Here is a 17,861-nt window from a genome sequence, read left to right as displayed (position 1 = left end):
TATTTTCTGAATTTTCAGGGTTTTACATACTGTTTAATCTTCAATTATCAAGGTTCTTATTTCGTTGTCAGACTTGTTTGCTGCAACGGTTATTTATTATAACTGGTTGTTTTTCATTTGTCAACAACTTTTTTAATTTATTTTTTTGTTTCATCTGAAACGATTGCTGCTCTCTCAAGCGCGAAGATTATAATAGCAAACCTCAAACCGTTTGTCAACAACTTTTTTATTATTTTGTATCATTTTTTTGCTTCTGCAGTATTGTATAAATTATATATACAATTAATACATTATCACAAAACCCGCAGAAACAAGATTTCTCCTGCTCCTGCGGGTCAAATGCTTCTAATTTATCTTACAATACCGGAGTCCATGCCATTTCATAAATGCCATCCACATCATCTGTTGCTGTGATCAGGCCAAGGCGTACATATTTCTCAATAACTCTCTTTAAAGAGTCTCCCGTAAATTCATCTGATAAACCAAACTGTAATGCATTATTGATCATAACATTCATGTCATAATCGCCACCATTCCAGCCACGGTCAAGAAGCAGCTGTGTTGCATCTTCCGGATTTTCATGCATCCAGGAATGTGCTTTCTGAACAGCCTGGGTGATCTTTTTCGCAATCACTGGATTTTCCTGTACAAATGTACGGTTCATAGCAATAACACAGCAGCTGTCTTTTGCAAAATCTTCATCCTGTAAGGAACGGACGCATTTTAACTTGCCCTCTTTCATCATTGCATAGGCAAAGGTATCACTTAAAAGAGCGGCGGAGATCTCGCCACGTTCCATAGCTGCGATACATGCGTCAGAAGAAACCTGAGTCAGGGTTACATCCTTTAAAGGATCGATCCCATCTGCATCTAATAATAAAGAAGTGATGTTGTAATCAGATGCTCCTATTCCATTTGGTACAGAGATCTGAGTCCCTTTCAGATCTTCAGTGGTGTTATATTCGCTGTCTGCCAGTGCATAAAGAGACTTACAGCCAATATGCGCGCCGCCGACAAAGGTAATATCTACACTGTTGGTGATCGGTACCAGCATGGTAGCAATATGTCCTACTGCCACGGTAGCCTGCTGTGTTCCCAATGCTTCTATATAAGAAGTTCCTTTAAAACCTTCTGCAGTCAGCCCAGCTTCTTCATAATATCCTTTATCATCTGCTACGGTAGGTCCTGAAGTACAGCCATCAGACATATAATATAATACAGGCTTTCCATAAGCTGGCTCTTTCTCCATAGCTGCTTTCTCTTCTTCTGTTGGAGTCAGATCAAAATCCTCCATATCAACAAAACGTCCGGGAATATCTACCGGAGTAAACAGTGCTTCCCATTTGCCTGCCGCAAAAGCTTCTGATGCATTCATATGAACATCTGATACATTTACTTCTACTTCCACGCCATCCTGGCCCATTTCGATCTGTCCATCATTGTTCAGATCTCCTGCCAGCTGTTCCTTTTCGGTTGCTTTTGTTGCCTCTGCCTGTTTTCCCCCACAAGCTGTCATAGACATTCCTACTGAAAGTGCCAGCATTGCTGCAAGTGTTCTTTTCGTTCTCATAATACCTTCTCCTTAATAAATGATGTTATATATTTCTCCCCGCAAAATGAAGCTGGTTCAAAATCATATTTCTGTATCTGATAAATCTCTCCGAAGAGCGGTCTCTTGGAAATTCTTCTTCTATTTTAATATCTGCAATGATCCTTCCCGGATTTGCGTCCATTACAATAACCCTTGTTCCCATATAAATGGCTTCATCTACATCATGTGTCACCATCAACGCCAGCTGCCTGTGTTCTCTCCACATAGAAAGGATCTCGTCCTGCATATTCATGCGTGTAAATGCATCAAGAGCCCCCAGCGGTTCATCTAACAATAAGATCTCCGGCTGACTGATCAGTGTCCGGACCAGTGCCACTCTCTGAGCCATTCCTCCTGAAAGTTGTCCCGGATAATCGTCCCGGAAACCTTCCAGTCCGATCACATGAAGCATATGCTCCACTTTTTCTTTTCCATTTGCATCGTTTAACCTTCCCTGCATTTTTAAAGGAAAAGCAATGTTCTTCTCCACTGTAAGCCATGGAAATAAGGTAGGTTTCTGAAAAACCATTCCTCTCTCAGGGGATGGACCTGTGATCTCTTTTTCATTTACTGTTACTTTTCCTAATGTAGGCTGGATCAGACCGGCCACCAACCGCAGGATCGTGGATTTTCCACAACCTGAAGGTCCCACCAGACTGATGAACTCCCCACTTCTCATTTCAAGATCAATACAGTCAAGAGCATGGGTGACTTCATCATTTTCTACCTTTGCAAAGCTTTTGGAAATATTTTCCAGTTTTAATAATATTTTGTTGTTCTCATCCATAATTCTTCACTGCTCCGTTCTGCCACCTGAGCACATGGCATTTCACGCGGTCTAATATTTTTGTTACAACTGTAAAAATAAAGCAGATCACAAACAGAGCCGCAAACATTTTGTCATAACTTGCCCAGGATTTGCTCCAGTTCATATACCATCCAAGTCCTGATTTTACGCCGAGCATCTCTGCGATCATAATAGCTGTACAGGAACTGCTCATAGCCTGGGTACATCCCTGTAAAATAGAAGGCATGGCGTGAGGCAACGCAACCTGAAAAACAAGCTGTTGCTCACTGGCACCTAAGGTACGGGCTGCTTCAAAATAATCTCTGTCTACATTTGCGATCCCTGTCATAGACGCAACGGTTACCGCAAACCAGGAGCCAAGGGCAATGATAAATACCGCTCCTCCAAATAAAGAAGATGCTATGACCATCATGATCGGGATCCAGGTAGACGTAGGGATCGGACCTAAAAATTTGATCACCGGATCTACCCAGTAACGGGCTTTTTCTGAATAGCCGCAGGTAATACCTGTTACCAGTCCCAGGCTCACACCTGCAAAATATCCCAAAAATAAAAGTCCCAGCGTATGGATGGTACAATCCAGTATCATGGCCCGGTCTGTCCATGCTGCGTTTAATATAAAGTTCATACACGGTACAAAAGGCTGGGTAAGAACTCCTGTTTTCAGGGTCAGATAATCATAACCTGCAAACAATAAAAACAGCGCTGACCATAAGGGCGCACGGTAACGAAATTTCTCATACAACCGCTTATCTCCCTTACAATGCAAAATAGCGGCAGCTATGCCGTATCCATTATAAAGAACCATCATCAGGATCAAAAATCCCAGGTATGTATACGGATTTCGGTTCATACTATTGTCCGGTATCAGCATATACTCCAAAATTGCTGTCACTGCGCAAATTTCCGGAAGGACCAATATTAATTTCTCGATCAGCCGTTCCTTTCCCGTCTTTTCTTTTGTCTCCAATTCATGCAGTTCTTGACGGGTCAGGCTGACCTTCTTTTGCAGATCTATATTTATACTCTCCCCCATAGTTTCCCCCTGTAAATAATCTTCGCATCTCTTGCTGTGTGTTATTATTTTATCGAGCGGAAGGGAATTTGTCCAATCGCTTTCCTTCAAAAATTTTACTCATTTATTGATATCATCTATAAATCCTTTAAAACCGCAGAAATAAGAACTGCAAACGATACTATATCTATGCTACCAAAAATTTTTAGATTGTTAAAAATTATTGCAAACATTTTGTATTTTTTATAGTGCATTTTTTACAATTCTATGTTATACTTATTAATGACATTTATTATCATTAAACAAAATATGTGTTCACAGGATTTCAGGCATGGTTTTGCAGCAATATCTGTAATGACAGATGCCTGATCAGATGAACATACAATAAAAATTCAGGAGGATTCATATGAGCAGATTGGAGTTGTTCACCCCAAGTAAAGACCAGCTGATGGTTGAGAGTCTTTACAAAAATCTGGAGCAGCGTATCGTGGCAAGCCCTCCAGGTATCTGCCCTGTTGACATAACAAGGGCCTTTATTGAAATGTGCCATGCACAGACCTGTGGAAAATGTGTTCCCTGCCGTGTAGGTCTTCACCAGTTAAAGCACATGATCACCAATGTATTAAATGGTGATGCTGACTACGAGATACTGGACCTGATCGAGGAAACTTCCCTTTCCATTATGCAGACCGCAGACTGTGCCATCGGCTCTGAAGCTGCAAAAATGGTATGGCGTATGGTACATACCTGCCGTGATGATTTTGAGGCACATATCCGCAACAAACGATGCAGCTGCGCTATTTCCCAGCCGGTTCCCTGCGTAGCCCTCTGTCCGGCCCATGTGGACATTCCAGGTTATATTGCCCTGGTAAGAGAAGGCCGCTATGCAGACGCCATCCAGCTGATCCGCAAGGACAACCCATTCCCTTCTACCTGCGGTTTCATCTGCGAACATCCATGTGAGGCACGCTGCCGCCGTAATATGGTAGATACCTCTGTAAATATCCGTGGATTAAAGCGTGCTGCTGCTGACCTTGCAGGAAAAGTAGCACCTCCGCCATGTGGTCCTTCCACAGGCAAGAAGATCGCTGTTGTAGGCGGCGGACCTTCCGGTCTCTCTTCTGCTTATTATCTGCAGTTAATGGGCCATCAGGTCACTGTTTATGAGATGCTGCCAAAACTAGGCGGTATGCTGCGCTACGGTATTCCAAACTACCGTCTGCCAAAAGACCGTCTGGAAGAAGATACAGATGCGATCCTGGAAACCGGTATCCAGGTACATTACAATGTAAAGATCGGTGAAGATATTAAACTGGACGAACTGAGAAAAGTATATGATGCAGTGCTTATTACAGTAGGTGCTTCTACAGATAAGAAACTGGGACTTCCTAATGAAGATGCAGAAGGCATCACCTCTGCTGTTGGTTTCCTTAGAAATGTAAGTCTCGGGGACTGCCCGGATCTTACCGGACAGGAAGTCGCTGTTATTGGTGGCGGAAACGTATCCATGGACGCTGTCCGCACTGCCATCCGTCTGGGTGCAAAGAAAGTCAGCATCGTATACCGCCGTCGTGTAGCTGATATGACAGCTCTCCCGGCTGAGATCGAGGCAGCTGTCGCTGAAGGTGTGGAACTGCTTACTTTAGTTGCTCCTGCCGGTATTGAAGTAGATGAAAATGGACATGTATCCGGTGTCCGTGTTACCCCGCAGATGATCAGCACCATCAAAGACGGCCGCGCAAGCGTAATTGCCAGCGGCGAACCGGAGTATGTGATCCCATGTCAGACCATGATCGTTGCTATCGGACAGAATATCGAGACAAAGCACTATGAAGAGTCTGGCATTCCTGTATCCCGCGGAAAGATCGTTACTCTTCCAAACGGCGGATTTGCAGATATTCCTGGTGTATTTGCAGGTGGTGACTGTGCTTCCGGTCCTGCTACTGTTATCAAAGCTGTAGCTGCTGCCAAGGTAACTGCTGCTAATATTGATGAATATTTAGGCTATCATCACGAAATCACCTGTAATGTAGAGATCCCGCTGCCAAATAACGCTGACCACACACCTTGCGGTCGTGTAGAGCTGTCTGAACGGGAAGCAAGTGAACGAAAACATGATTTTGAAGGTGTTGAAAACTGCATGAACAAAAAAGAAATTGCGCAGGAATCCGGACGCTGCCTCCGCTGCGATCATTTCGGCTTTGGAATCTTCAAAGGAGGGCGTGAGAAATTATGGTAAATTTAACGATCGACAGACTGCCTGTATCTGTAAAAGAAGGAACTACCCTGATGGAAGCTGCCGAATCTATCGGCATCCATATCCCACACTTATGCTACTGGAAAGGTTTAAACGAGATCGCTGCCTGCCGCGTATGTGTTATTGAACTGGAAGGACGTGACCACCTGATCACCGCCTGCAACACAAAGGTAGAAGAAGGTATGGTCATTTACACCAACAGTCCAAAAGTGCGCTTAGACCGCCGTCTTACCGTTCAGCTGATCTTATCCCAGCATGACTGCCGGTGCGCTACCTGTGTAAGAAGCGGTAACTGTTCTCTTCAGAAGATCGCAACAGATCTGAATGTCCAGGACGGTCTTTTTGAGGAACGTCTGGAAAAACAGCCATGGGATAAAACTTTCCCACTGATCCGTCAGTCTGAAAAATGTATTAAATGTATGCGCTGCGTTCAGGTCTGTGACAAGATCCAGAGCTTGAATATCTGGGATCTGGAAGGTACCGGTTCCCGTTCTACCATTAATGTAACCGGAAACCGCACGATCAATGAAGCGGACTGTTCTCTCTGCGGCCAGTGTATCACCCACTGTCCAGTTGGCGCCCTTCATGAGCGTGACGATACGGAAAAACTGTGGAGAGCTTTAGCGGATCCTAACAAGACCGTCGTTGTACAGGTTGCTCCTGCTGTCCGTGCTGCATGGGGTGAAGACCTTGGATTTACAAGGGAAGAAGCTACTATTGGAAAGATCTTTGACGCTTTAAAGAAAATGGGCGCTGATTATGTATTTGACTCCTGCTTTACTGCTGACCTTACCATTATGGAAGAGGCAAATGAGCTGTTAGTGCGCCTTGGCAAGGGAGAACTAAAGGACCGTCCTATGTTCACCTCCTGCTGTCCTGGCTGGGTACGCTTTGTAAAGAGCGAGTTCCCACAGTTTGTAAAGCAGTTATCTACTGCCAAGTCTCCGATGCAGATGTTTGGCGCTGTAATGAAGAGCTATTTTGCAGAGCAGATCGGCAAAAAGCCGGAAGATATCTTCTCCGTTGCCATTATGCCTTGTCTGGCTAAAAAGGGCGAAGCAAATATGGAGCTGTTCTACAAGGAATATGCAGGCCATGATACAGACTGCGTCATCACTACCCGCGAGCTGATCCGTATGATCAAAGGTTCCAGCATCATTACTGACCGTCTCACTGATATTGAACCGGACCGTATCTTCCACGACGCTTCCGGTGCCGGTGTGATCTTTGGAGCTACAGGCGGTGTTATGGAAGCAGCTCTTCGTACTGCTTACTATGCCATCATGGGTGAAAACTGCGCACCTGATGCCTTTAAAAATGTACGTGCTTCCTCTCAGGAGACCGGCGTTACAGAAGCAGAATTTGAATTAAATGGACAGATCCTGCGTATTGCTGCTGTCAGCGGCCTTGGAAATACCAGAAATCTGTTAAAAGCCATTGAACGTGGTGAAAAGCATTACGAATTTGTAGAAGTCATGGCATGCCCGGGCGGCTGCGTTGGCGGAGGCGGACAGCCTCAGCATGACGGTATGGAAATGGCCTTTGAGCGTGGAAAGAACCTGTATTTCCTGGATGAGAATGCTGATATCCGCCGTTCCCATGAAAATCCGGATGTAAAGGCTCTTTATGACAACTACTTTGAACAGCCATTAAGCCATAAGTCCCATATGCTGCTGCATACTGACCATAACAAGTGGCAGATGCCGCCAAGTCCTCAGAGAAACCGCAATGGATATGTTATTAATCCCAATGCGAAATTACAGGGATAAGATGTGAGATCTGACCCCCTTTTGGGGGATTTGCGAAAATCATAAAAACAAAAAATCTTCCGGTGTTGGAATTTTTCCATACCGGAAGATTTTTTATATCATTTTTTCGTTACATGATAAATCCTGCGATCACGTATAGTACAAAACTGATCACTGCAATACTGCACACATAAGGGAACTGGGTCTTTATATGGTCTATGATATCGCAGCCCGTAGTGGAACAGGTCATAATGGTGGTATCGGAGATAGGTGATGCGTGGTCACCGAAGATACTTCCACCAAACATAGCTCCTGCTACTAACGGAATGCTGTTGCCCATGGAATATGCCATAGGAAGTGCAATAACTGCCATAATAGCCATAGTTCCCATAGAAGTTCCTGTTGCAAAGGAGATCAGGACTGCGATCAGGAAGGTCAAGGCAGGAAGAAGAGCCGGGCTTAAGAACTGCTGAAAAATACTGGAAAGATAAGTACCTGTATCCAGAGACTTAACTACATTACCCATGGTAAATCCAAACAGAAGAACAAAGGTAATAGGAAGCATGCCGCTCATGCCCTTGAAGATCTCGTCAATTACCTGGCTGACGGTAAATACTTTTTCTGCTACGCAAAGAACAGATGCTACTAATAAGGCTATGATAACTGCCCAGATCAGAGCCTTCATACCAGAACCGTTCATCAGGTTTCCATTACCAGTAATGATCAGTGCTGCAAACATAACTGCGATCAGAGTACCTACCGGAAGAAGCAGGTTGATGGCTCTTGGAGTGAAACCAGATACTGCTTTAGAAGTATCGGAGTCCGCCTTTTTGTGGATCGGATCATCCAGTTCGCCGGTTGTTGCTGCTCTGGCTTCTGCCTTCGCCATTGGTCCAAAGTCTTTCTGTGTTAATGCCAGTACCAGAACCAGAAGGATCGCCAGGATACAGTAGAAGTTCATAAACAGGGACTGGAACAGAACGGATACAGACTGATCTTCCGGTACACCACCGGTTACCAGATAACCTGCCATAGCTGCCAGCCAGCCGCTGAATGGGAATAATACACACCATGGTGTGGAAGTGGTATGTACGATAAAAGCTGCTTTCTCATGAGGTACTTTTAAAGCGTCATTTACAGGTCTTGCAACAGAACCTGTTACCATACAGCTTAAGGTCCCGGAAGTAAATACCACCAGACCTAACAGCCAGGTGAAAAGGTTCGCCCCTCTTTTAGACTTGATGAGCCCCTGTTTCTTTACAACAACATTTACGAAGCCCTCAATACCGCCGGACTTCTCTGCCAGATGGATCACTGCTGCTGTGATCAGTACAGAGCCGATGATCAGGGTGTTGCTCTCTGTCATGGTATCCAGGATGCTGTAAATACCTGCATTTAAGCCTGTAAATACTGCAAAATGGTTCAATACCAAGTTTCCTGTAAGGATACCGATCAAAAGTGAGATAAATACGTTTTTCGTTGTCAGTGCCAGCGCAATGGTAAGGACTGGCGGCACAAGTGACCATACACCAAATTCCATACTGTTTTCCCCTTTCACTTTTCCTTTTTGTATTATGTACTTTTGTATTTTCAGTCGCCTTTTTCAGACGTTTCTGACCATATTTTTAAAAATCTTATGACACTTTCTATCATACTTTTTATGACAGCTTTCTCAGTGCAGTTCCCAGATCTCCCTTTACGATCTTGCAGTCTTTTGCTGCCACTTCACCACCGATCAGCACATAGTCAATACCTGTTGGTGGGATCATAGGATCGTCAAAGTTTGCTCCGTCCTGGATCTTTTCCATATCAAAGATAACTACATCTGCGTCAGCGCCTACATTTAAGCGGCCCTTGTTAGAAAGTCCCAGACGTTTTGCAGGAGCTGCTGTCATTTTTTCAATTCCGTCATACAGAGAAATGTCCCCTTTTCTTACAAACTCTGAAAGGAATCTTGGGAAAGTACCGGCTGCTCTTGGATGGCCGTGGCCATTGTCGATGAGGCCGTCGCTTCCTACCATAACGCCAGGATCTGCAAATGCCATTCGGATGTCATTTTCATCCATTACATAGCATACCGTCAGGCACTCCGGGAAGTCACGGCGCATTTCCGCAAAGGTCTCCGGTGTACATCTCTGTCCTTTATACTTTCCTTCTGTCAGCTGGCATGCACTGTAATCACAGTGATAACGCTCCAGCCAGCCATCATCATAGGTAGTTGCGCCAATTCTGGTGGAAAATGCAAAGTATGGATAGCAGTCGCAGGCAACATCAATACCGTTCATGCGGTAACCATCTACCTGGCGCAGCAGCTGTTTCATCTGTCCGAAACCGGCCATGCTGCCGATATGGGATACCTGCACCGGAATGTTGTATAATTTTCCTGCCTCTGCCACTTCTGCTACTGCTCCAAACACTCTGTCCTCGTCATCTCTTACATGAGCGGAGATCATTCTGTGTTCCTTTTCACAGCAGGAAGCAGTATCTAAGAATTCGTCACGGCCTGTTCCCGGAACATAGCGAAGTCCGTAGGAAATTCCCACACAGCCTGCTTCAAGGGCTTTTTCAAGGCCTTTTTTCATATGTTCCTGCTGCTCTTTTGTAACAGGTGCATATTTATCCAGGGCGCCTGCTGCCTCTCTGAAATACTGATGGCCTGCAAAAAGCATTACATTCACTGGTGCGCCGTCTTTTTCTACCATATCCAGATATTTCACCGGATCATACACATTGATACCGCAGTTTCCGCCTACTGCTGTGGTAACGCCCATACGCAGCATGGCATCAAAGATACAGAATTCAATTTTTCCGTCTTTTACCGGGTCCTCATGCATATGAATGTCGATAAAACCAGGAGCCACTACTTTTCCTGTGGCATCAATAACCCTGTCAGCCTCAGGTTCTTCTTCTGTTACAGCCACTACCTTTCCGTCTTCCAGTATCAGGTTTAAATAAGCCTGTACCTGGTTGGCCGAATCGATGAGAAGGCCGTTTTTGATCAGTGTTTTCACGACCTTATCCCTCCTTTTATCTACTCACAAATCCCGCACTTACGTGCTCTATTGCCTGCTTACGCAGGCGATTTAGTATAACTTACCTAAAATCTCATGCTCTGCAAACAGGGCAGTTGCTCCGCCGGTGTGCCAGAATACTACATTGCTTCCCTGAGGAACTCTTCCGCTTCTTACATAGTCGATAAGACCGGCCAATGCCTTTCCTGTGTATACAGGATCCACAAACAGGCCTTCTGTGCGTGCTAACAGGCGGATGGCTTCGCTGGCTGCCTCGTTTGGCTGCTCATAGCCTGGTGCATAGTAGCCGGTATCCATATGAAGGTCTTCTTCTATGTTTACATGAGCCGGGCTCTTTATCAGTGCCAGCACATCATTTGCCAGTTTTTCTACTTTGCGTAAATACTTCTCATCCTTAGGGCTTACAGTAATGGAGATGATCTTTGTATCGCTTTCTGCCATCTTTCTTCCTGCTGCCAGACCGGCCATGGTGCCGCCTGTTCCTGTTGCGTGGAAGATGTAATCTACATTCAGGTTCATGGCCTTTACCTGTTTTTCAAACTCTACATAACCATTTGCAAAACCAACAGAACCTACAACACTTGCTCCGCCCATTGGGATATCATAGCATGGATGGCCGGACTCATTTAATTCCTTTGCTCTTGCAGCGCCCATTTCAAAGGAACGTGCTTCTGCGTCATCCTCTGTTTCTCCCGGAAGGATGTCTACAATATGAAGCTCTACATCCAGGATCTTGTCTAACAGCAGATTTGCCCTTACATCCGCATCATCCGGCTCTACTACTGCAGTCAGATAAAGGATAGGTTTGATCCCGCATCTGCGGCAGGCTGCTGCTGTCTCCATAGCATGGTTGGACTGGGTAGCGCCGTAGGTAATGGCATACTCACAGCCTTTTGCCTTTGCTTCTCCTAAAAGGTATTCCAGTTTGCGGACCTTATTTCCTCCAAACAGGTTCATTCCCGTAAAATCATCTCTCTTGATAAACAGGTTGACGCCTAATTCTTCAGAAAGACGGTCCAGACGGTAAAATGGGGTCGGGAAAAATCCCAGCTGTTCCTTAGGCAGAGCCTGTAAAAGTTTTTCTGCCTGTTCCAGTATCTGTGACATGATTACTCTCCTCTCCGCATTTACCCTCAAACTCAATAGGTAAATGTTTATTTTTCTACAACTATAGCACTTTTGTGTATATTTGTACATAAAAAATGCAGCCACGGCGCAGATTTCTTACGATTTCTGTGTCATGTCTGCATATATTGTTCTTTTTCTTTCCAAGACAGCCTATCACCCACTGACGCAGGTGAAGAACACCTGTGTGAAGAGCATAAACTGCCATTCCCGTCGGTACAGGAACCAGACCATCACATTACTCCCCATCATCCAGCAGATACGGTGTCATCTGATATACATAGAAGTTCAGCCAGTTTGTATACAATGTATTGGAAGTATTTCTCCATGTAAGCTCCGGTACAGAGAACGGATCATTATCTACATAATAATTGACCGGAAGTGAGGGGTTCAGTCCCTTATTCAGATCTCTGTGATATTCGTTATTTAAAGTCATGCGGTCATATTCCGGGTGGCCCTGGACGAAGATCTGCTTTCCGTCACGGCTCATTACAAGAAATACTCCTGCCTCTTCGGACTCTGCCAGAATGACCAGCTCCGGATGCTTCTCAATATCTTCCCTGCGCACTTCTGTGTAACGGGAATGAGGTGCCAGGAACGTATCATTAAAACTTCGCACTAACGGTACTTTCCGGTCTAATACCCTGTGATTATAAATACCGGACAGTTTTTCCGTCCTCTTATATTTCGGGATACCATAGTGGTAATATAAGCCCGCCTGGGCGCCCCAGCAGATATGGATGGTAGATGTTACATGGGTCTTGGTCCACTCCATGATACCGGAAAGCTCTTCCCAGTAGTTTACCTCTTCAAATTCCATATTTTCAACCGGTGCACCGGTAATGATCATTCCATCGAATTTTTTCTTCTTAATGCTGTCAAAGGAAACATAAAACTTGTTTAAATGACTGGCAGATGTGTTTTTGGACACATGGGTAGACAGCATTAAAAAGGTACAGTCCACCTGCAGCGGTGTATTGGACAGCGCACGAAGCAGCTGTGTTTCTGTATCTTCTTTTAAAGGCATCAGGTTTAAGATCAGGATCTCCAGTGGTCGGATATCCTGGCTCATAGCCCTGTCTTCATCCATAATAAATATATTTTCTGATTCCAGGATCGCCCTTGCAGGCAGGTCCCTCTGTACTTTGATCGGCATATCAGCCTTCCCCCTTTTCCTTCTCCTGAAGCAAATTCAGGAAATCTTCTTCCGAAAGGATCGGAATTCCCAGTTCTTTCGCCTTTTTGTTCTTGGAAGAACTGGACTGTGTATCATTGTTGATCAGATAAGTGGTCTTTGAGGTAACAGAACCCGTTGCCTTTCCACCCTTACTCTCGATCAGTGCCTGTAATTCTTTTCTGTTTGCAAAATGCTCTACAGAACCGGTAATAACAAAGGTCATTCCTGCAAAGGCAGTACCATTTTCCTCAGTCTGCTCTTTTTCAATATGCAGCTCCTGTAATAAATGATCTAATACCTCATTGTTCTTTTCAGAAGCAAAATAGTCTACCCAGGCCTGAGCCAGCACACCGCCAATACCATCTACAGCTGTCAGCTCTTCCACGTTGCAATGACGCATCTGATCCAGGTCATAATTAAAATGACGGCAGAGCATTTTGGCATTTGCAAGACCGATCCCGGCGATCCCCAGTCCATAAATCAATCTCGGAAGTGTGGTATGGGAGGCCGTTTCAATAGAACTGATCAGGTTATCATAGGATTTCTGACCAAAGCCTTCCATTTCTGTGATCACTTCTTTATGGCCGGATAAATGGAAAATATCCGCATATTCATGGATAAAACCGGCACCAATGAATTTCTCCAGTGTTGCCTCGGAAAGACCATCAATATTTAAAGCATCACGGCTTACAAACAAGGTAAAGCTTTTGATCTTCTTTGCCTGACATTCTGGATTGGTGCAATATAAACTCTTTACATCATTGGTCTGGCGGATCTCCGTAGCACCGCCGCACACCGGACAGATCTTAGGGATATCCCTTACGCCGCTGCGGGTCAGGTTATCTGCGATCTGTGGGATGATCATATTTGCCTTGTATACAGTGATCTTATCTCCCACGCCTAACTTAAGACCTTCCATAATACTGATATTATGGACACTGGCGCGGCTGACGGTCGTTCCCTCTAACTCAACCGGCTCAAATACAGCTACCGGGTTGATCAGACCGGTTCTTGAAGGACTCCATTCAATATAAGATAATGTAGTCTCCCGGATCTCATCCTGCCATTTAAAGGCAATGGCATTTCTTGGGAACTTGGCTGTACGTCCTAAAGAATCACCATAGGCAATATCATCGTATAACAGAACCAAACCGTCTGAAGGGATATCATTGTGCTCGATCTGCTCTGCAAACCAGGCTACTTTATCCGGCAGATCAGCTGCCGTTACCTCTTCATGGTGTACTACTTCAAAGCCCTGATTTTTCAGCCATAAAAACTGTTCTTTTCTGGAATTTTTAAAATCAACGCCTTCTGCCTTAACAAGGGCAAAGGCCTCAAAATGAACGCTGCGCTCTGCGGTGATCTTGCTGTTTAACTGGCGCACAGAACCGCTGCAAAGATTTCGCGGATTTTTATATTTGGCATCTGCATCTCCGATTTCTTCATTGATGCGCTCAAAATCCGTATAGGTAATGACCGCTTCCCCTCGGATAATCAGCTGTCCCTTATAGGCAATAGTCAGAGGGATATTGGAAAATGCCCTTGCATTTGGAGTGATAACTTCCCCGATCTCCCCATTTCCTCTGGTAACAGCCTTTGCAAGTGTTCCATTTTCATAAGTAAGGACTACAGTCAGACCATCCATTTTCCAGGACAAAAGGCCTTTCTGGCTTCCTAACCACTGCTGTAAGTCCTCTACACTTTTTGTCTTGTCAAGAGACAGCATTGGCTCTTCGTGAGTCTCTTTTGGAAGCTCGCTAAGGACCTGATAACCAACCTGCTGGGTAGGGCTTCCTGACAGGATGATCCCTGTTTTTGCCTCCAAGGCAGACAGCTCATCATACAGCTTATCATATTCAAAGTTGCTCATGATCTCCCGGCTCTCCTGATAATAGGCTTTTGCAGCCTGACGGAGCTGGGGGATCAGTTCTTTCATTCTCTGGATCTCTGTTTCCATTTATTCACCTGATCTTCTTTTCTAGGGTGGAAAGCCACATATCGTTTTCCTCTTCTGTCTGCCTCAGACAGACTTGTGGAACCTTCCAACAGTTTTATAAGTCGTTTGTATTCTTCCCCGGTGACCTTACGATATTCTCCTGTTTTCAAACCGCCTAACTGGATATTCATAATGCGCACCCTGCGAAGAAGATGTACCCGGTATCCGCAGGCCTGGCACATTCGCCGGATCTGCCGGTTTAAGCCCTGGGTCAGGATAATCGAAAAACGACGTTCTCCCTGTTTGCGGACTTTACAGGGCAGAGTTTTCCGCTCTAATTCCTCTAACCATACGCCTTCTGACATTTGTTTGATAAATTCATCGGTCAGAACCTTGTCCACGGTTACGATATATTCCTTTTCATGGGCATTGGTACTGCGCATGATCTTATTTACCAGATCCCCCTGGTTCGTCATAAGGATCAGTCCCTCAGACTCTTTATCCAAACGGCCAATCGGGTAAATACGCTCCGGATAAGAAAGCATTTCCACAATATTTTCTGCCCGGTCTTTGTCAGAAGTGGTGCAGACGATCCCTCTTGGTTTATTTACCGCAAGCAGAACAGGGCGGGGAGGTTTTACTTCTCCCCGCCCGCCGTCTGTATCTCCTACCGGCTTTCCGTCGCATATTACTTTCTGTCCATCTTCTACACGCTGCCCCATCTGGGCAACTTTTCCATCAATTAAAACTTTGCCCTCTTGGATCAGCCGGTCTGCCTCCCGCCTGGAACACACTCCCATGCGGCTGAGCCATTTATTCAGACGTTCTTCCATTTAACTTCCTACGCTTTCTTTACAGGCTGTGGATCATCAGCTATGAACATGGCATCTCCGAAAGAGAAAAATCTGTATTTTTCCCTGATTGCCTCATTATACGCTGCTAAAATGTTCTCTCTTCCTGCTAATGCGCTTACTAACATTACCAGTGTAGACTCCGGTAAATGGAAGTTTGTGATCAGCGCATCCAGGATCTTAAACTTATATCCAGGGTAAATGAAGATATCGGTCCAGCCTGTTTTTGCCTGTAAAATGCCGTCTTCTGTGGAAGCAGACTCTACTGTACGGCAACTGGTGGTTCCTACACAGATCACACGGCCTCCTGCTGCTTTTGTATCATTTACCTTTTTTGCCTCTGCCTCTTCTACTACATAAAATTCAGAGTGCATATGGTGGTCTAAAACATTTTCCACCTTTACAGGGCGGAAAGTGCCAAGACCTACATGTAAGGTAACGTGGGCGATCTTTACTCCCATATCTTCGATCTGCTTTAACAGTTCTTTTGTAAAATGAAGTCCTGCTGTAGGCGCTGCTGCAGAACCTTCATGGACTGCATAAACAGTCTGATAACGGTTCTTGTCTTTTAACTGGTGTGTAATGTATGGAGGCAGAGGCATCTGACCTAAACGGTCTAAGATCTCCTCAAAGATACCTTCATAAGAGAACTGGATCAGTCTGTTTCCATCATCTACAGTCTCAATAACCGTTCCTGTAAGGATACCGTCACCAAAGTCAATAACCGTTCCCGGCTTTGCCTTTTTACCAGGTTTTACCAGAGTCTCCCAGATATCATTTTCACGGCGTTTTAATAAAAGGACCTCGATCTTGGCTCCGGTGTCCTTTTTTACACCAAATAATCTTGCAGGAATAACCTTGGTATCATTGATCACAAGGCAGTCTCCTGGTCTTAAATACTCTACAATATCCTTAAAGATCCTGTGCTGGGTCTTTCCTGTTTTCTTGTCCAGAACTAAAAGTCTGGAAGAAGAACGGTCCTCCAAAGGATCCTGTGCGATCAGTTCCTGTGGCAGGTCAAAATAAAAATCTTTTACATCCATTTTCTATTACTTCCTTAATTTATAAATTAATTGTTCACATGTAATCTACGCAAATATGTCTATGATCTGTATGCTCTTACTGGATCGCAACAGCTGCGTCAGAAGACTCTCCTGCAGACTCCGGCGCTTCTGTCTGTGCTTCCTGGCTTTCTTCTGCTGAAGTCTCGCCTGCAACGCTACTTTCATCTGCATTGCCTTCACCTGCATCAGAAGAAGCATCTGCTCCATCACCGATCATAACCTGGCTGTCTGCGCCTTCTTCTGAACTGCTTACTACTGCACCATTGCTTAAATCCTTGTAAATACCGGCTAACAGACTGTCAGACTCAACGGCCTGTTTTAAACGCTCATTAACCTGTGTAGATAAAAGGCGCACATCCTCTGTCTGGTTCTGGTTGGCAACGTAATCTGCCTCATCTCCTACTACATTTTCGCGGATGATATAATCGCCGTTATCATTTTTCACTACATAACACCACATAAGGCCCGGTGCCAGCGTATCTACCCTGCGGAACTTTACATCATAGGTTACATATACTACATAAGAGTCATCTGTCATTCCCGCCTTTGTATAGCAGGTAATATCCTGATAATCTTCAATGTAAACTGCTTCATCTTTTAACTGCTGTTTTCTTTCTTCTAAACGGTCATCTTCCTCTTTACCGAATACTTTGTAAAGCAGCTGAACATCCTGGTCTACTTTTGCCTGGAAATAGGTACTGATCAGCTCATTGACCTGTGGATAAGCATCCTTCTGAAGTTCATATGCGGAAAAATCCTGATGATATTCATTATTGTCCGGCTCTACAGATCCATCATCCGTGCCGGTCTCTGTATCATTTTCAATGGAAATATCAGAAGCATTTGTGACTTCTGCAGATGTACTGCTTCCCTGCGCCTTATCACCGGCCGGTTTTCTGTCCATAACTAAAATGACCACAAGTAATACCAGTACAATGGCTGCAGGTATCGCTAACATTCTGGCATACTTTGTTTTATCATCAAAAGCCTTTCCTGACTTTCTCCTTCCTCTGTTACTGTGTCTCATGTTCTATCATTCCTCCATTATTTGCCACTACTCCGCTCTATTCTAACAAAAAGCAGGCTAAAATGCAATACAGCGAAAATCGGCGGATACGTCAAAAAAACTCCCGTATCCTAAGGAATAAGCCCTTTTTTACCGAATACGGAAGTTTTTAAGATTACAGGTCAATTTTATTAACTTAACTAAAACTTCCCACACCTAAACAGGGCTTCGCACCTTGAAAATTCAATATT

General features: G+C 44.7%; 13 protein-coding genes. 2 read left to right on the top strand and 11 right to left on the bottom strand.

Annotated elements, in window-relative coordinates:
* Window positions 1-355 precede the first annotated feature (355 nt).
* From DW251_RS16765 to DW251_RS16755, 3 genes are read right to left on the bottom strand one after another with little or no spacing between them, the layout of a single operon-like run.
* On the bottom strand, window positions 356-1,570 hold the full coding sequence (locus DW251_RS16765) for an ABC transporter substrate-binding protein (RefSeq protein WP_118301809.1): 1,215 nt from the start codon (window positions 1,568-1,570) through the stop codon (window positions 356-358).
* A gap of 25 nt (window positions 1,571-1,595) precedes the next feature.
* Window positions 1,596-2,378, bottom strand: coding sequence for an ABC transporter ATP-binding protein (locus tag DW251_RS16760; RefSeq protein ID WP_021871509.1), 783 nt, complete (start codon window positions 2,376-2,378; stop codon window positions 1,596-1,598).
* Window positions 2,371-3,435: an ABC transporter permease subunit gene (locus tag DW251_RS16755; RefSeq protein WP_021871508.1), complete on the bottom strand. Its 1,065-nt coding sequence runs from the start codon at window positions 3,433-3,435 to the stop codon at window positions 2,371-2,373. Before DW251_RS16755 ends, DW251_RS16760 begins: the two co-directional genes overlap by 8 nt.
* A 385-nt stretch (window positions 3,436-3,820) precedes the next feature.
* Between DW251_RS16755 and DW251_RS16750 the strand changes: the two genes are divergently transcribed.
* Both DW251_RS16750 and DW251_RS16745 read left to right on the top strand, forming a co-directional pair.
* Complete coding sequence (locus tag DW251_RS16750; protein ID WP_021871507.1) at window positions 3,821-5,653, top strand: NAD(P)-binding protein; 1,833 nt, start codon at window positions 3,821-3,823, stop codon at window positions 5,651-5,653.
* Window positions 5,647-7,440, top strand: a complete 1,794-nt coding sequence (locus tag DW251_RS16745) for a [FeFe] hydrogenase, group A (RefSeq protein ID WP_118301808.1) — start codon at window positions 5,647-5,649, stop codon at window positions 7,438-7,440. Before DW251_RS16750 ends, DW251_RS16745 begins: the two co-directional genes overlap by 7 nt.
* Before the next feature lie 109 nt (window positions 7,441-7,549).
* Here the strand turns inward: DW251_RS16745 and DW251_RS16740 are convergent, their stop codons facing one another.
* From DW251_RS16740 to DW251_RS16705, 8 genes are all read right to left on the bottom strand, one after another.
* Entirely contained in the window at window positions 7,550-8,959 is a 1,410-nt protein-coding gene (locus DW251_RS16740) for a Na+/H+ antiporter NhaC family protein (protein WP_021871505.1), read from the bottom strand.
* A 118-nt stretch (window positions 8,960-9,077) separates the two neighbouring features.
* The gene (locus DW251_RS16735; RefSeq protein ID WP_118301807.1) at window positions 9,078-10,430 is read right to left on the bottom strand and encodes an amidohydrolase family protein; all 1,353 of its coding nucleotides are present in this window, start codon (window positions 10,428-10,430) and stop codon (window positions 9,078-9,080) included.
* 72 nt (window positions 10,431-10,502) lie between these two features.
* Window positions 10,503-11,558, bottom strand: a complete 1,056-nt coding sequence (locus tag DW251_RS16730) for a D-cysteine desulfhydrase family protein (protein ID WP_021871503.1) — start codon at window positions 11,556-11,558, stop codon at window positions 10,503-10,505.
* Between the two features lie 256 nt (window positions 11,559-11,814).
* The gene (gene metA / locus DW251_RS16725; RefSeq protein ID WP_021871502.1) at window positions 11,815-12,732 is read right to left on the bottom strand and encodes a homoserine O-succinyltransferase; all 918 of its coding nucleotides are present in this window, start codon (window positions 12,730-12,732) and stop codon (window positions 11,815-11,817) included.
* Window position 12,733: 1 nt separating this feature from the next.
* The gene (gene ligA, locus DW251_RS16720) at window positions 12,734-14,710 is read right to left on the bottom strand and encodes an NAD-dependent DNA ligase LigA (RefSeq protein ID WP_118301806.1); all 1,977 of its coding nucleotides are present in this window, start codon (window positions 14,708-14,710) and stop codon (window positions 12,734-12,736) included.
* The gene (locus DW251_RS16715) at window positions 14,686-15,522 is read right to left on the bottom strand and encodes a pseudouridine synthase (RefSeq protein ID WP_021871500.1); all 837 of its coding nucleotides are present in this window, start codon (window positions 15,520-15,522) and stop codon (window positions 14,686-14,688) included. Before DW251_RS16715 ends, ligA begins: the two co-directional genes overlap by 25 nt.
* Window positions 15,523-15,530: 8 nt before the next feature.
* Entirely contained in the window at window positions 15,531-16,583 is a 1,053-nt protein-coding gene (gene queA, locus DW251_RS16710) for a tRNA preQ1(34) S-adenosylmethionine ribosyltransferase-isomerase QueA (RefSeq protein ID WP_021871499.1), read from the bottom strand.
* A gap of 76 nt (window positions 16,584-16,659) precedes the next feature.
* On the bottom strand, window positions 16,660-17,631 hold the full coding sequence (locus DW251_RS16705) for a hypothetical protein (protein ID WP_118301805.1): 972 nt from the start codon (window positions 17,629-17,631) through the stop codon (window positions 16,660-16,662).
* Between the last annotated feature and the right edge of the window lie 230 nt (window positions 17,632-17,861).

This window comes from Clostridium sp. AM22-11AC, from assembly GCF_003473545.1.
In the GTDB taxonomy this organism is placed as follows: Bacteria; Bacillota; Clostridia; order Lachnospirales; family Lachnospiraceae; genus Enterocloster.
The sequence above is the reverse complement of the archived record's forward strand: the minus strand, read 5'-3'. Positions and strand labels throughout refer to the sequence as shown.

What these genes read in the sequence shown, in the direction of transcription:
- DW251_RS16755 (WP_021871508.1), bottom strand. Translation starts at nt 3,435, where the DNA reads ATGGGGGAGAGTATAAATATAGATCTGCAAAAGAAGGTCAGCCTGACC.
- DW251_RS16705 (WP_118301805.1), bottom strand. Translation starts at nt 17,631, where the DNA reads ATGAGACACAGTAACAGAGGAAGGAGAAAGTCAGGAAAGGCTTTTGAT.
- DW251_RS16750 (WP_021871507.1), top strand. Translation starts at nt 3,821, where the DNA reads ATGAGCAGATTGGAGTTGTTCACCCCAAGTAAAGACCAGCTGATGGTT.
- DW251_RS16760 (WP_021871509.1), bottom strand. Translation starts at nt 2,378, where the DNA reads ATGGATGAGAACAACAAAATATTATTAAAACTGGAAAATATTTCCAAA.
- metA (WP_021871502.1), bottom strand. Translation starts at nt 12,732, where the DNA reads ATGCCGATCAAAGTACAGAGGGACCTGCCTGCAAGGGCGATCCTGGAA.
- DW251_RS16765 (WP_118301809.1), bottom strand. Translation starts at nt 1,570, where the DNA reads ATGAGAACGAAAAGAACACTTGCAGCAATGCTGGCACTTTCAGTAGGA.
- DW251_RS16730 (WP_021871503.1), bottom strand. Translation starts at nt 11,558, where the DNA reads ATGTCACAGATACTGGAACAGGCAGAAAAACTTTTACAGGCTCTGCCT.
- ligA (WP_118301806.1), bottom strand. Translation starts at nt 14,710, where the DNA reads ATGGAAACAGAGATCCAGAGAATGAAAGAACTGATCCCCCAGCTCCGT.
- queA (WP_021871499.1), bottom strand. Translation starts at nt 16,583, where the DNA reads ATGGATGTAAAAGATTTTTATTTTGACCTGCCACAGGAACTGATCGCA.
- DW251_RS16740 (WP_021871505.1), bottom strand. Translation starts at nt 8,959, where the DNA reads ATGGAATTTGGTGTATGGTCACTTGTGCCGCCAGTCCTTACCATTGCG.
- DW251_RS16715 (WP_021871500.1), bottom strand. Translation starts at nt 15,522, where the DNA reads ATGGAAGAACGTCTGAATAAATGGCTCAGCCGCATGGGAGTGTGTTCC.
- DW251_RS16745 (WP_118301808.1), top strand. Translation starts at nt 5,647, where the DNA reads ATGGTAAATTTAACGATCGACAGACTGCCTGTATCTGTAAAAGAAGGA.